Below are 15,117 nucleotides of genomic sequence, written 5' to 3'. Positions count from 1 at the left end.
TTTTCACATTTTAATCTTTCTTATTATAACACAAGTTTTTTCGATTTTCACTAGAGGAAATGGATTTTATTCAGTAAATACAACTAGGATAGCACTTTAGTTGCTAAAATTTCCTTGCCTTCTTTTATCAAGGGGTGACGAAACAGTGAGAAATACAGTTGAATGGTCATGGCAACCCAGATTAAGGGTTCGCAAAGGATAACTCCCTTATATCCTGCCCAAGGGATAATCAAAACCACAAAAGCGATTTTCCCGATTAGTTCGATAAAGCTAGAAACCAGAGGAAGGATTTTTTGCCCCAAACCCTGCAAACAATTGCGATAAATCAACAAGAGACTCAAAATAGGATAAAAGGCTGAACTGATTTGCAAGTACAGACTTCCATTTTCTATCAAGTAACCATTTGTCGAACTAGCCAAGAAGGAAACCAAGGTTGGACTGGCAAAAAAGAGGAAGATACAAACAAAAACTGCCCAGGATATACTTAGACGACTGCCGATTCGAAGTCCTTGAACAATGCGGTCTGGTCGCTTAGCTCCTAGATTCTGAGAAGCAAAGGTCGTCATTGATGCAGAAATAGCAGTCATGGGAAGAAGGGCGAAAGCCATAATGCGTCGAGCTGCCGTCTGGGCACTAATAATCACTGCACCAAAGGTATTAACAGAAGACTGTAAAATCACACTGCCGATCGATACAATTGAACTCATCAAACCCATAGCTAAACCTTGCTCCAAGAGATCAGCGTACAAAGCCTTGTTCCATTTGAAATGCTTGAGTTGAGGCAAAAGTTCTGGCACACTCTTACGGATATAATAAAAGCAGAGAACCGCTGATAAGCCTTGCGAAATGATGGTAGCAAGGCCTGCAGATTGAACTCCCAGATGCAATTGCGTAATGAAATAGAGATCCAGAACCACATTAACCAGAGCAGAGAAAATCAGAAATCCAAGGGCTGCTAGACTGTCCCCAATGGACCGCAACAAACCTGCAAAGAGATTATAAGCAAAGCTGACACCGACACAGGTCACAATCATAGAAATATATTGATAGGACTGAGGAAGGATTTCTGCAGGAGTATCTAAGTATTGCAAAAGAGGATACAGACCAAGAAAGCCCAGCAACATCACTACAATACTCAAAAGAGCACCTAAAATCCAGGTAGCTGCTACCGCTTCCTTGATTTTGGTGAAATTCCTAGCCCCATAATAGCGGGCAATGACAATCCCCATTCCATTACCAACACCAAGCGTAAAGCCTATAATCAAATCAAAAATAGCAGTTGTTGCCCCAACCGCAGCCAAGGAATCTTGACCAAGAAAACGTCCAACAATCAAGACATCAGCAGTATTATAGAGCTGTTGGAAAATATTGGACAGCAAGATTGGAAAGGCAAAACTCAAAAGCGAAGGAAGAATAGGACCATGAATCAGGTCCACTGTTCGTTTTTTATTCATAAGGCTATTATATCAGCTTTCTAAAGGAGCGACAAGAAACAGCAAACTATGCCAGAACTAGGCAATGAAAAAGCAGTGAATTTCTCCACTACTTTAACAGCTTATTCTTCAATTTCGATTTCAAGCTCGTCGCCTAGGTCAAGTGTAACTTCTTCATTCACAGAATCTGCTTGAACTGCTTCATCTTTTTTAGTTTCAACACCTTCTACAGAAGCTTCATCTCCATCAATCAAACCAAATTGAACACGGACTTGATGGTCAATCTCATCAAAGACTTCTGGGTTATCTGCCAAGTATTTCTTAGCATTTTCAGAACCTTGCCCGATTTTCTCATCCTTGTAAGAATACCAAGCTCCTGCTTTTTTGATGATATCCAAATCGCTTGCGATTTTCAAGAGCTCACCAGTCTTAGAAATTCCTTCTCCGTACATGATTTCAACAAAGGCTTCCTTAAATGGTGGAGCCACCTTGTTTTTCACGACCTTGATCTTAGTTTCTTTACCAACATTAGTATCTTTTTGGTCACCAGTTCCCTTGATTTGTGTGCTTCCACGAACATCCAAACGCACTGATGCGTAAAATTTCAAAGCACGTCCACCAGGAGTTGTTTCTGGATTTCCAAACATGACTCCAACTTTTTCACGCAATTGGTTGATAAAGATGGCAATAGTTTTGGTTTTATTGATAGAAGCACCAAGCTTACGCATAGCCTGGCTCATCATACGAGCCTGCAAACCAACGTGGCTATCTCCGATATCTCCATCAATTTCTGCACGAGGTACAAGGGCAGCAACTGAGTCGACCACGACAAGATCTACAGCACCTGAGTCAATCAATTTTCCTGCAATCTCAAGACCTTGCTCTCCTGAGTCTGGTTGTGACAAGAGCAATTCGTCAATATTGACACCAAGGGCCGCAGCATAAGCTGGATCGAGGGCATGTTCTGCATCAATAAAGGCTGCAATACCACCTTCTTTTTGCGCTTGCGCAACTGCATGAAGGGCAACCGTTGTCTTACCAGATGATTCTGGCCCATAGATTTCAATGATACGTCCCTTAGGATAACCACCTGAACCAAGGGCAATGTCAAGAGCCAAGGAACCTGAGCTCATCACTTGCACCTTTTGCTCGGCACGTTCACCCAAACGCATGATTGATCCTTTACCAAAGTCTTTCTCAATCAGTTTAAGAGCGTCATTCAAGGCTTTTTCACGTTCTGCCCCGAATTTTTTTGAAATTTCATCTAATTTTTTTGGTTTTTTCGCCATTCTATTCTCCTACATTCTAATGGTCCTCAGACCTATCTACTATTATATCAAAAGTTAGTCACTTAATAAAGCCTTGCGAACTAGGTTAAAGGCATGCATAACCGCAATGTGACGTACATCTGCTCGACTTCTACCTCCAATATTAACCTTGATGACCTTAGTTCCATGCTCCTGTGCCAAGCCTATGAAGACTGTTCCAGCCGGGTGTCCTTCGAGGCTATCTGGTCCTGCCACTCCAGTCAAACTAAGGCCAAAATCAGACTGGGTCTTGATTCGTGCCTGCTCAGCCATCTTTTGAGCTGTAAATTCAGACACCACACCATGTTCTTCTAAATCCTTGACAGGAATATCCAACATCTTTGATTTTTCCTCCAAGCTATAGGTTACAAAACCACCCTTAAATATACTTGAAGCACCCGAAAAATCCGCTACCCTAGCTTGGAAAAGACCTGCCGTCAAGCTCTCTGCAGCCGTGATGGTTTTCCCTTGCCTTTTCAGTTCTTCTACCACAATGCTAGCTAAACTAGTTTCTTCCCCATAACCATAACAAAGGTCTCGTAAAGAAATTCCTTCGAAAGTCTGGCGGTCCAAGATTTGATTTTCCAAGATATCCAGCGCTTGATTCGCCTCTTCTTGGCTGCTAGCTTTTGTTGACAGACGCAGAGTAACTTCTCCTGTCTTGGCATAAGGGGCTAAGGTTGGATCTGTTTGATTGTCAATCAAATCAGCTAAAATCGTAACCAGCTGGCTTTCGCCAATCCCAAAGAAACGAAGAACTCGGGAATATAGCTTGCTTCCTGTCATCAACTTGGGTAGAAGTTGGTTTAAAACCATGGGTTTCAATTCACTTGGCGGACCAGGAAGGACAACGTAGGTCACTCCTTCGACTTCTAATATTCCTCCCACAGCCAGTCCTGTTTCATTTGGCAGCGGAGTCGCCCCTTCTACAAGTTGAGCTTGTCTTTCATTATTCGGTGTTCGGGCATAGTCTGGTCTCTGGGCAAAAAAGACATCCAACTTCGCCTGTGCCTGAGGATCGAAGACTAATTTTTTCCCTAAGAATTTAGCCAGGGTTTGTTTGGTCAAATCGTCCTCAGTTGGCCCCAAACCGCCTGTCAAAATCAGCAGGCTGCTACGTTGACTGGCAATCTCAAGCAGGGATAAGAGACGAGCTTCATTGTCTCCTACAGCCGTCTGAAAATATACATCTACCCCAATCTCTGCTAGTTTTTCCGACAAAAACTGAGCATTGGTATTGACAATCTGTCCTGTCAAAATCTCTGTTCCAACAGCAATGATTTCTGCTTTCATGTTTCCTCCTACCTATCTATTCGTATTTTTTTGAAAAAATCGCAGGAAATTTCCCACGATTTTAACTATAAAATAGATTATTCTACATCTTCTTGATTTATTGTATTATTAATCATACCTGTTCCCAAACCGGTATTATTTCGATTTCCGAAAATATCTTCATATAAGACAGCATTTGTCTCTAACTCTGTCACCTTCGGTTTATCAAGTGAGGTTCTCAAAAGATTCTGGATTTCTAACAAATGGTTAGCAGTTACAATTTGATAAGATGTCCCTTGCAATTCGGCATCTTCTCCTCGTAATTGTTGAGTTTCAATCGTTTTAAACGAGTCCTGGTAACCTAACAAGCTTGGAATACTTTTCGCAGATAGATCAATATTAGTCTGCATATTGGTACTTAAGGCTTTTAGGATAGATTGATAGTGACTAACACTATTCAAGCTAAGAACTTTTTCAACAACCTTTTGAATGACTTCACGCTGACGCTTCTGACGTCCGTAGTCCCCTTCTGGATCCTGGTAGCGCATGCGAGAATAAACAAGCGCTTCTTCTCCATTTATTGTCTGCTCTCCAACACCGATAGAAATGGTGTTAAATTCCTCTTGGTCACTGATAGAAATCGGGAAACCTAGTGTATTATTAACCGTAATCCCGCCCACTGCATCTACCAATTGTTGCAAACCTTGCATATTGACCATAATATAGCGGTCAATATGGATATTCATCATCCTTTGAATCGTTGAGATAGCTAATTCTGCACCTCCTCCAGCATAAGCTGCGTTCAGTTTCGCTTCTTCGATTTGACCATCTTTATGCTGAATTTTCGTCAAAATATCTCTCTCTAAACTCAACATCATAGTCTTTTTCGTATGCGGATTAACCGTCAAGAGAATCATAGAATCACTATTCCCCTCCCAAGGGTCAGTTCGTTCAACGTTTCCAGTATCAACCCCCATTAAAAGGATCGTTAAGGGTTCAGTCGCCTCAATAACATTGGTTTCTTCCCCAATCTTTTTATAGGTTTTTGATAAGGTTTGTGTACCTTGCTGATAAATGGTATAAGCAAAGACACCCACACCCAAAACTGTCACAGCTAGAAAAGCTAGCACCATTCCAATAATTTTTTTAACCATATTTCTACTAATCTATCAGTTTACCCATCAAGTAAACATCGATAAATTTCCCTTCTTCTATGTACGCACCGCGCTCTTGTCTACCTTCAATTACAAAGCCATATTTTTGATATAGATGAACTGCAGCTTGATTACGAGTTTGGACAGTTAGTTGAAGTCGACGAAGAATACCACTAGCTTGTGCCCACTCTATCGCTTCTTCTATCAACAAACTTCCCAATCCATTATTCCAATATTTCTGACCAATCACAATGAAGAGATCTCCAATATGCCGAACTCTCTTGCGTTGATCAGCTGTGATATTTACAAGACCCGCAATTTCATCATTCAGCAAGGCCAGTAAAGTGATTTGATTTTCCGAGTGAGCCTGTTTATCCAAAAACAACTCCATCTCAGTATCTGTCATCAAAATGCCATTCCTATCCAGACTGGTAAAATCTGTTTCTACACTGACACGATTTAAAAAGGCCACTAATTCAGCCGCATCTTCAACTTCTGCTTCCCTAATGAGCAACTCATACTCCATGTTGAAGCTCCTTTAAGAGTTTTTCTGCACGCAAACCCTTGGCTTTGAAGTTTAATCTGCGACCGTCTTCTTCTTTTAGAATTTCCAATTCTAAATAGGTATCTGGTAAGACATCACCTAAAAGATGTCCCCACTCGATGACAGTCACGCCGCCACCAAAGAGAAACTCATCTAAATCAATAGAATCAGCATCCCCCTCAATGCGGTAAACATCTAAATGATAAAGAGGAAGACGACCTTCATACTCTCTTACGATAGTGTAGGTTGGACTCTTAATCATCTGAGTAATCTGTAATCCTTTAGCAAGACCTTTTGTAAAGGTCGTTTTGCCTGCTCCAAGTTCACCAGTTAGAATTAAGACGTCATTTTTTTCTAATAAATAGCCCAAACGTTCACCTAAGGACTGTAACTCTTCTTCGTTTTTAGTGTACATGTTTCTATTATACCAAAAAGTTGCTCTTTGTCGAGATATTATCTATGAATTCCATATTATAAATTGTAAAACTAGAACTATCTCTTTTTTTGTTCTTAAAATAGAAACAGCAAGAAAACGACTAACAAGATATCCCTCATCAAATGACTGTAAAATGAAACTTCCCAGCGAATGACTTTTGGCACCAACAGTCCTAGAAAAAGCATTCCCAAGGCAATATAAAAGGTCATGGATAATAGCATCCAAGGATTTCTGAGAAAGATTAGAATAGCTAGTCCACTAATAAAACAGATTTCTTTCTTTCCCAAAAACTTTTTCACTCCATTTACATACTTCTTAATCGGCAGAAAAACTAACAAATCAATACCAAATAAGAAAAAGAAACTCGGAAGAAAGGCTTCCACAAATCCTTCTACGGATGTATTTCCTGCAAGGATATGTTCTATGACAATTAAAGCTAAACCCAAAATATTTACTAAGAGCAAGAGACTATACAAGAATTGTTGCTTATCTTCCTTAAAAACTGAGTAAGATTGATTTCGCTGTCCACTATAGTAGTTTATCCCTGCCCCAATACTGGCAAGGAGCAACATGCCAACTAGATAATAGAAGCAGTTTTGATTTAACATCAAGGCCCAAGTCGATAAACTTAAACAAGAACAGCTACTAATACCAAAAATCGTAAACAATAACAAAACACGAATTTGCTTTTTCATTTTTTCCATCATTCTTCCTCCCTACTTGCTCTTATTATATGCTAGAAATCCTCACCATTGCTAGAATATTTCTCAACTGTCAGTTTTCTACTCTAAAATGCAAAAAAGTTTGATGCAAGTAACCCTTACATCAAACTTTTACTACTTTCCGTCAAACCAAAGAGCAATTTCTCGCTTAGCTGACTCTTCTGAATCTGAACCATGTACAACATTTTGGATAGCTTGGTTTTCACTAGCAGCTTTTGCAAAATCACCTCGAATAGTTCCTGGTAAAGCTTCTTCTGGACGAGTCGCACCCATCATAGTCCGCCAAGTTTCGATTACTTTGGGGCCTGAAATGATACCCACAAGAACAGGGTCTGAAGTCATAAATTCACGAATCGGTGGGTAAAAACTTTGACCAACCAAGTCCTGATAGTGCTGATCAATCAACTCTTCTGAAACCTGTGAACGCAACTCCAATTTTTCGATTGTAAATCCACGTTGTTCAATGCGTTTCAACACCTCACCCACTAATCCTCTTTTTACACCGTCTGGTTTAATGATAAAAAATGTTTGTTCCATACCCGTCTCCTTTGTCAGCTTCTTTCTTTTATTTTACCACATTGCATGGAAAAATGGAGAAAATTTTCAGAAAAGAGAAAGAGAACCCGAGGGTTCTCTCATTCTCTTTTATTCTACTGTTTCTTCCACAGTTTCAACGGCAGTATCCACAACTACTTCTGTTATTTCTTCATCCCCTTCTTCCTCTACTGGAGGATTAAGGTATTCTTCTTCGTTGATAGCATGTGGTTCAAGGTTACGGTAACGGGCCATACCAGTACCAGCTGGGATGATCTTACCGATGATAACATTTTCCTTAAGTCCAAGGAGATGGTCTTTCTTACCACGGATAGCCGCATCAGTAAGGACACGAGTTGTTTCCTGGAAGGAAGCCGCTGACAAGAAACTATTTGTTTCAAGTGAGGCTTTGGTAATTCCCATAAGAACTGGGCGACCTGTCGCTGGAACTCCACCTGCAATAAGGACATCTTTGTTGGCATCTGTAAAGTCATTGATATCCATGAGGGTACCCATGAGAAGATCTGTGTCACCTGGATCCATGACACGGACTTTACGGATCATTTGACGAACCATTACCTCGATATGTTTGTCACCGATTTCTACCCCTTGGCTACGGTAAACTTTTTGTACTTCACCGAGAAGGTAAGTTTCAACTGACAAGACATCACGAACTGCAAGGAGACGTTTTGGTTGGATAGAACCTTCTGTAAGAGCAGCACCACGCGCTACTTGGTCTCCAACTTCAACACGCATACGAGCTGTAAATGGAACGACGTATTCACCTTCGCCAGTTTCACCCTTAACAAAGACTTTCTTAGTACGAGTTGATGCATCTTCTTCGATAGCAGTAACTTGTCCTTTAACCTCTGTGATAACCGCTTCCCCTTTAGGATTGCGGGCTTCAAAGATTTCTTGGACACGAGGAAGACCCTGAGTGATATCGGTATTTGAGGCAACCCCACCCGTGTGGAAGGTACGCATTGTAAGCTGTGTACCAGGTTCCCCGATAGATTGGGCAGCGATTGTACCAACTGCTTCACCAACTTCAACCGCATCACCAGTCGCCAAGTTGATACCGTAACAGTGACGACAGACACCATGACGAGTGTTACATGTAAATACAGAGCGGATAGTCACTTCTTCCACACCAGCATTAACAATTTCACGCGCCTTGTCTTCTGTAATCAACTCATTTGGACCAATAATCACTGCACCAGTTTCTGGATGTTTAACAGTTTTCTTAGTGTAACGACCATTGAGACGCTCTTCGAGTGACTCGATCATTTCTTTTCCTTCTGCGATAGAGCGGATCAAGAGACCACGGTCAGTTCCACAGTCGTCCTCACGGATGATAACGTCTTGGGCAACGTCAACCAAACGACGTGTCAAGTAACCTGAGTCGGCTGTCTTAAGGGCCGTATCGGTCATACCTTTACGCGCACCGTGAGTTGAGAAGAACATTTCGAGTACTGACAAACCTTCGCGGAAGTTTGAAAGGATTGGCAATTCCATGATACGTCCATTCGGAGCAGCCATCAGACCACGCATACCGGCAAGCTGTGAGAAGTTTGAGATGTTACCACGGGCTCCAGAGTCCATCATCATAACGATTGGGTTCTTAGGATCTTGGTTGGCAATCAAGCGTTTCTCAAGTTTTTCACGGGCAGCACGCCATTCAGCTGTAACAGCATTGTAACGCTCGTCATCTGTGATCATACCACGACGGAATTGTTTGGTGATTTGTTCTACACGTTTGTGTGATTCTTCAATGATTTCAGCCTTGTCGTCAACGACTGGGATATCGGCAATACCCACTGTCAATCCTGCAAGAGTTGAGTGGTGGTAACCGAGGTTCTTCATACGGTCAAGTAGGGCAGAAGTTTCTGTCGTACGGAAACGTTTGAAGATTTCAGCGATGATATTTCCAAGGTTTTTCTTCTTGAAAGGAGGGTTAAGTTCAAGATTGCTGATAGCTTCCTTGATATCTCCACCAAGTGGCAAGAAGTATTTAGCTGGAACGCCTTCTGTCAAGTTGGCATTGTTTGGTTCTTGCAAGTATGGTAGACCCTCTGGCATGATGTCGTTGAAGAGGATTTTACCAACTGTTGTAAGCAAGACCTTGTGTTTTTGCTCTTCTGTCCAAGGTTTGTTGAGGCTGTCTGTTGCAATACCAACACGTGAGTGAAGGTGAACATAACCATTACGGTAAGCCATAACCGCTTCATCACGGTCCTTGAAGACCATTCCTTCACCTTCACGACCAGCTTCTTCCATGGTCAAGTAGTAGTTACCCAAAACCATATCCTGAGATGGAGTAACAACTGGTTTACCATCTTTCGGGTTCAAGATGTGCTCAGCAGCTAGCATCAAGATACGAGCTTCTGCTTGGGCTTCTTCTGAAAGCGGTACGTGGATGGCCATTTGGTCCCCGTCAAAGTCGGCATTGTAGGCTTCACAGACAAGCGGATGTAAGCGAAGAGCCTTACCATCAATCAAGACTGGCTCGAAGGCTTGGATACCCAAACGGTGAAGGGTAGGTGCGCGGTTCAAAAGTACTGGGTGTTCTTTGATCACTTCTTCAAGGATATCCCAGATACGCTCATCTCCGCGTTCGACCAAGCGTTTAGCAGCTTTGACGTTTTGCACAATATCACGGGCAACGATTTCTCGCATAACGAATGGTTTAAAGAGCTCAATCGCCATTTCACGTGGCACACCACATTGGTACATCTTAAGCGTTGGACCAACGGCGATAACGGAACGTCCTGAGAAGTCAACACGTTTACCGAGCAAGTTTTGACGGAAGCGTCCTTGTTTACCTTTAAGCATGTGGCTCAATGATTTCAATGGACGGCTACCTGGTCCTGTGATTGGACGACCACGACGACCATTGTCAATCAAAGCGTCAACCGCTTCTTGAAGCATACGCTTCTCATTTTGAACGATGATACCTGGTGCATTCAACTCAAGCAAACGAGCCAGACGGTTGTTACGGTTGATAACACGACGATAAAGGTCGTTCAAGTCAGATGAGGCAAAACGGCCACCATCCAACTGCAACATCGGACGAAGATCTGGTGGAATAACTGGAAGGATGTTAAGAATCATCCATTCAGGTTTATTTCCAGACTTGTAAAAGGCATCCAAAACATCCAAACGACGGATAGCTTTGACACGTTTTTGTCCAGTAGCTGTTTTTAACTCTTCTTTGAGTTCAGCAATTTCTTTTTCAAGATCTACTTGTTTTAAAAGGTCTTGGATGGCTTCGGCACCCATCTTGGCAACGAATGATCCATAGCCATACTCACGCAAGCGCTCACGGTATTCGCGCTCTGTCATGATAGACTTGTGCTCAAGTGGTGTATCCTTAGGATCAATCACCACATAAGCCGCAAAGTAGATAACTTCCTCGAGGGCACGAGGGCTCATATCAAGGGTCAAGCCCATACGGCTTGGAATCCCCTTGAAGTACCAGATGTGAGATACAGGAGCTTTCAATTCGATATGCCCCATACGCTCACGACGAACTTTTGTACGCGTTACTTCAACCCCACAACGGTCACAAACAATTCCTCTGTAACGAATGCGTTTGTACTTACCACAAGCACATTCCCAGTCTTTTGTAGGACCAAAGATAACTTCATCAAAGAGTCCTTCACGTTCTGGTTTCAAAGTACGGTAATTGATTGTTTCAGGTTTTTTGACTTCTCCATAAGACCATGAACGGACTTTGCTTGGAGAAGCTAGGGTGATTTGCATACTTTTAAAACGATTTACATCAACCACTATTTCTTCCCTTTCTATTCTAAGCGAACTGCTTATTCTTGTTCAGCAGCTTCTTCTGTTGCTTCCGCTTTTGTTGCTTTCTCAGCTTCTTCAGCTTCAAAAGCTGCTTTAGCCTCTTGGGCTGCTTTTTCGCGGGCTTTTTCAAGGTCATCTACGTGGATGACATCTTCGTCCATTCCTTCATCCAAGTCACGAAGTTCCACTTCTTGGTCATCTTCGTCAAGAACACGCATGTCAAGACCAAGTGATTGCAATTCTTTGACAAGAACTCGGAAGGATTCTGGAACACCTGGTTTTGGAATTGGTTTTCCTTTTGTAATAGCTTCATAAGCTTTCAAACGTCCATTGATATCGTCAGACTTGTAAGTCAAGATTTCTTGAAGAACATTTGATGCACCGTAGGCTTCAAGAGCCCAAACCTCCATCTCACCGAAACGTTGTCCACCAAACTGAGCTTTACCTCCGAGTGGTTGTTGGGTAACGGTTGAGTATGGTCCGACTGAACGCGCGTGCAATTTATCATCAACCATGTGGTGGAGTTTGATCATGTACATGACCCCGACAGAAACACGGTTATCAAACGGTTCCCCAGTACGGCCATCGTAAAGGATTGTTTTGGCATCACTATCCATACCTGCTTCTTTAACAGTTGACCAAAGGTCTTCAGAACTTGCTCCGTCAAAGACTGGTGTTGCGATGTGAATACCAAGAGTACGAGCCGCCATACCAAGGTGGAGCTCCATAACCTGACCGATATTCATACGTGATGGCACCCCAAGTGGGTTCAACATGATGTCGACTGGAGTTCCGTCTGGAAGGTAAGGCATGTCTTCTACAGGCACGATACGAGAGACAACCCCTTTATTTCCGTGACGTCCGGCCATCTTATCTCCAACCTTAATCTTACGTTTTTGAGCGATGTAGACGCGAACCAGCATGTTAACACCTGATTGCAGCTCATCTCCATTTGCACGTGTAAAGATCTTAACATCACGAACGACACCATCAGCACCGTGTGGTACACGAAGAGAAGTATCACGCACTTCACGTGACTTGTCTCCAAAGATAGCGTGCAAGAGACGTTCTTCAGCTGAAAGGTCTTTCTCACCCTTAGGTGTTACTTTACCTACAAGGATATCCCCTTCTTTAACCTCAGCACCGATACGGATAATACCCATTTCGTCAAGGTCTTTAAGAGCGTCTTCCCCAACGTTTGGAATTTCACGAGTAATTTCTTCAGGCCCAAGCTTTGTATCGCGTGTTTCTGATTCGTATTCTTCAAGGTGGACAGATGTGTAGACATCGTCTTTCACCAAGCGTTCGCTCATGATAACGGCATCCTCGAAGTTGTAACCTTCCCAAGTCATGTAGGCAACGATTGGGTTTTGTCCAAGCGCCATTTCTCCATTTTCCATAGAAGGTCCGTCAGCGATGAAATCGCCTTTTTCAACGACATCGCCAACTTTTACGAGAGTGCGTTGGTTGTAGGCAGTACCTGAGTTTGAACGACGGAATTTTTGGATGTGGTAAACGTCCAATGAACCATCTTCACGACGAACTTCTACCTTGTCAGCATCTGCATAAGTAACTTTACCGTCATACTGAGCAATCACAGCAGCTCCTGAATCATGGGCTGCTTGGTATTCCATACCAGTACCAACGTAAGGTGCTTTAGGATTAATCAACGGCACAGCCTGACGTTGCATGTTGGCTCCCATAAGGGCACGGTTGGAGTCATCGTTTTCCAAGAAAGGAATACATGCTGTCGCAACGGCAACTACCTGTTTTGGTGATACGTCCATATAGTCAACAACATTAGCTGGATACTCTTGGTTGACCCCTTGGTGACGTCCCATGACAACTTTCTCAGCAAATGTTCCATCTTCATTCAGACGAGAATTAGCCTGTGCTACAGTAAATTCATCTTCTTCATCGGCTGTCAACCAAACGATTTCGTTGGTAACAACACCTGTTTCACGGTCAACCTTACGGTATGGTGTTTGAACAAAACCATACTTATTCAAGTGTCCGTAAGATGACAAGTTATTGATCAAACCGATGTTAGGTCCTTCAGGTGTCTCGATTGGACACATACGGCCGTAGTGAGTGTAGTGCACGTCACGTACTTCATATCCAGCGCGGTCACGTGTCAAACCACCAGGTCCTAAGGCTGATAAACGGCGTTTGTGAGACAACTCAGAAAGCGGGTTGTGTTGGTCCATGAACTGTGACAACTGTGATGAACCAAAGAATTCTTTAACCGCAGCTGTTACAGGACGGATATTGATAATTTGTTGTGGTGTCAAGACTTCGTTGTCCTGAACAGACATACGTTCACGGACATTACGTTCCATACGAGAAAGTCCAAGACGTACTTGGTTGGCAAGCAATTCACCAACCGCACGGATACGACGGTTCCCAAGGTGGTCGATATCATCTACACGGCCAAGTCCTTCAGCCAAGTTGAGGAAGTAACTCATCTCAGCAAGAATATCTGCAGGAGTGACGATACGAACCTTGTCATCTGGATTGGCATTACCAATGATGGTTACAACACGGTCTGGATCCGTTGGTGCAACAACCTTGAACTTTTGAAGAACAACAGGCTCAGTCACAACGGCTGCATCATTTGGAATGTAGACAATCTTATTCAAATCACCATCCAAATGGCTTTCAATGCTTTCAATCACACTACGAGTCATGATTGTTCCAGCTTCTACCAAGATTTCTCCAGTTTCAGGATCTACCAATGGCTCTGCAATGGTTTGGTTGAGCAAACGTGTTTTAACATTGAGTTTTTTATTGATTTTGTAACGACCAACAGCTGCCAAGTCATAACGACGTGGATCAAAGAAACGAGCCACAAGCAAGCTACGTGAGCTTTCAGCAGTCTTAGGCTCACCTGGACGAAGACGTTCGTAAATTTCTTTCAAGGCTTCGTCGGTACGAGAGTCCATTGGGTTCTTATGGATATCTTTTTCAACAGTGTTGCGAACCAATTCGCTGTCACCAAAAATATCAAAGATTTCATCATCACCTGAGAAACCAAGCGCACGAACCAATGTCGTAAATGGAATCTTACGAGTACGGTCGATACGAGTGTAGGCGATATCTTTTGAGTCACTTTCAAGTTCCAACCAAGCTCCACGGTTAGGGATAACAGTTGAACCGTAGCCCACTTTACCGTTTTTATCAACTTTATCGTTAAAGTAAACACCTGGTGAGCGGACCAACTGAGATACGATGATACGTTCACCACCATTGATGATGAAAGTACCCATTTCTGTCATGATTGGGAAATCACCAAAGAAAACTTCTTGAGTTTTGATTTCGCCTGTTTCTTTATTGATCAAGCGGAAGGTTACAAAAATTGGTGCTGAGTAGCTAGCATCGTGGATACGAGCCTCTTCTAGCGTGTATTTTGGTTCCTTGATTTCATATCCAACAAATTCCAACTCCATTGTGTCTGTGAAGTTTGAAATTGGCAATACATCTTCAAACACTTCCTTAAGACCATGGTCTAGGAAATCTTTGAATGAGTCAGTTTGAATTTCAATCAAATTTGGTAAGTCAAGAACTTCTTTGATTCTTGAAAAACTACGACGGGTACGATGTTTCCCGTATTGAACGTCATGTCCTGCCAAGATGATTCTCCTTTGTAAATAAGTTCCAAGCCTTGTCAATCAGGCTTTTCTAATCGTCATATGGTTTTAAAAACCCCTATCACCGTGTCCCTTTGATAAATTTTCAGAATCTTTAAGTCTTTGTTACAAGTACTCAAAATCCTGAAAAAAAGCACAAAAAGAGCAGCTAAATCTGACTTTTTCAGAAGATTTAACTGCTGTGAGTCTTGTCTGGACAATATTTCAGACAAAACCTACGACAAATGATTACTCATATTATACCCTATTTAGCTAGATTGTTCA

10 protein-coding genes are annotated in these 15,117 nt (G+C 42.4%); all 10 read right to left on the bottom strand.

The features are described from left to right. Window positions 1-83: 83 nt before the first annotated feature. Complete coding sequence (locus MK480_RS02975) at window positions 84-1,454, bottom strand: MATE family efflux transporter (protein WP_261126527.1); 1,371 nt, start codon at window positions 1,452-1,454, stop codon at window positions 84-86. 101 nt (window positions 1,455-1,555) lie between these two features. Continuing rightward, window positions 1,556-2,722: a recombinase RecA gene (recA, locus tag MK480_RS02970; protein WP_268707168.1), complete on the bottom strand. Its 1,167-nt coding sequence runs from the start codon at window positions 2,720-2,722 to the stop codon at window positions 1,556-1,558. Window positions 2,723-2,776: 54 nt separating this feature from the next. After that, window positions 2,777-4,033, bottom strand: coding sequence for a competence/damage-inducible protein A (locus MK480_RS02965; protein WP_268707167.1), 1,257 nt, complete (start codon window positions 4,031-4,033; stop codon window positions 2,777-2,779). 77 nt (window positions 4,034-4,110) lie between these two features. Further along, on the bottom strand, window positions 4,111-5,166 hold the full coding sequence (lytR, locus tag MK480_RS02960; RefSeq protein ID WP_084925604.1) for a glycopolymer--peptidoglycan transferase LytR: 1,056 nt from the start codon (window positions 5,164-5,166) through the stop codon (window positions 4,111-4,113). Between the two features lie 7 nt (window positions 5,167-5,173). Continuing rightward, entirely contained in the window at window positions 5,174-5,692 is a 519-nt protein-coding gene (locus MK480_RS02955) for a GNAT family N-acetyltransferase (RefSeq protein WP_261126525.1), read from the bottom strand. Next, window positions 5,682-6,125: a tRNA (adenosine(37)-N6)-threonylcarbamoyltransferase complex ATPase subunit type 1 TsaE gene (tsaE, locus tag MK480_RS02950; RefSeq protein WP_020902717.1), complete on the bottom strand. Its 444-nt coding sequence runs from the start codon at window positions 6,123-6,125 to the stop codon at window positions 5,682-5,684. Before tsaE ends, MK480_RS02955 begins: the two co-directional genes overlap by 11 nt. A gap of 95 nt (window positions 6,126-6,220) precedes the next feature. Next, window positions 6,221-6,850, bottom strand: coding sequence for a competence protein (locus MK480_RS02945; protein ID WP_261122149.1), 630 nt, complete (start codon window positions 6,848-6,850; stop codon window positions 6,221-6,223). A 132-nt stretch (window positions 6,851-6,982) separates the two neighbouring features. Then, complete coding sequence (gene ndk, locus MK480_RS02940) at window positions 6,983-7,405, bottom strand: nucleoside-diphosphate kinase (protein WP_084928885.1); 423 nt, start codon at window positions 7,403-7,405, stop codon at window positions 6,983-6,985. Window positions 7,406-7,513: 108 nt separating this feature from the next. Continuing rightward, window positions 7,514-11,191, bottom strand: a complete 3,678-nt coding sequence (rpoC, locus tag MK480_RS02935; RefSeq protein ID WP_033685568.1) for a DNA-directed RNA polymerase subunit beta' — start codon at window positions 11,189-11,191, stop codon at window positions 7,514-7,516. A 32-nt stretch (window positions 11,192-11,223) separates the two neighbouring features. After that, a complete protein-coding gene (gene rpoB / locus MK480_RS02930) occupies window positions 11,224-14,835 on the bottom strand; it encodes a DNA-directed RNA polymerase subunit beta (protein ID WP_033682367.1) in 3,612 nt (1,203 codons plus the stop codon). Window positions 14,836-15,117 lie beyond the last annotated feature (282 nt).

It is taken from the genome of Streptococcus mitis (assembly GCF_026782895.1).
GTDB lineage: Bacteria > Bacillota > Bacilli > Lactobacillales > Streptococcaceae > Streptococcus > Streptococcus mitis_CB.
Note: the sequence above shows the minus strand (reverse complement) of the source record. Positions and strands in the feature narration are given on the sequence as shown.

What these genes read in the sequence shown, in the direction of transcription:
- MK480_RS02975 (WP_261126527.1), bottom strand. Translation starts at nt 1,454, where the DNA reads ATGAATAAAAAACGAACAGTGGACCTGATTCATGGTCCTATTCTTCCT.
- lytR (WP_084925604.1), bottom strand. Translation starts at nt 5,166, where the DNA reads ATGGTTAAAAAAATTATTGGAATGGTGCTAGCTTTTCTAGCTGTGACA.
- MK480_RS02945 (WP_261122149.1), bottom strand. Translation starts at nt 6,850, where the DNA reads ATGGAAAAAATGAAAAAGCAAATTCGTGTTTTGTTATTGTTTACGATT.
- MK480_RS02955 (WP_261126525.1), bottom strand. Translation starts at nt 5,692, where the DNA reads ATGGAGTATGAGTTGCTCATTAGGGAAGCAGAAGTTGAAGATGCGGCT.
- recA (WP_268707168.1), bottom strand. Translation starts at nt 2,722, where the DNA reads ATGGCGAAAAAACCAAAAAAATTAGATGAAATTTCAAAAAAATTCGGG.
- ndk (WP_084928885.1), bottom strand. Translation starts at nt 7,405, where the DNA reads ATGGAACAAACATTTTTTATCATTAAACCAGACGGTGTAAAAAGAGGA.
- tsaE (WP_020902717.1), bottom strand. Translation starts at nt 6,125, where the DNA reads ATGTACACTAAAAACGAAGAAGAGTTACAGTCCTTAGGTGAACGTTTG.
- MK480_RS02965 (WP_268707167.1), bottom strand. Translation starts at nt 4,033, where the DNA reads ATGAAAGCAGAAATCATTGCTGTTGGAACAGAGATTTTGACAGGACAG.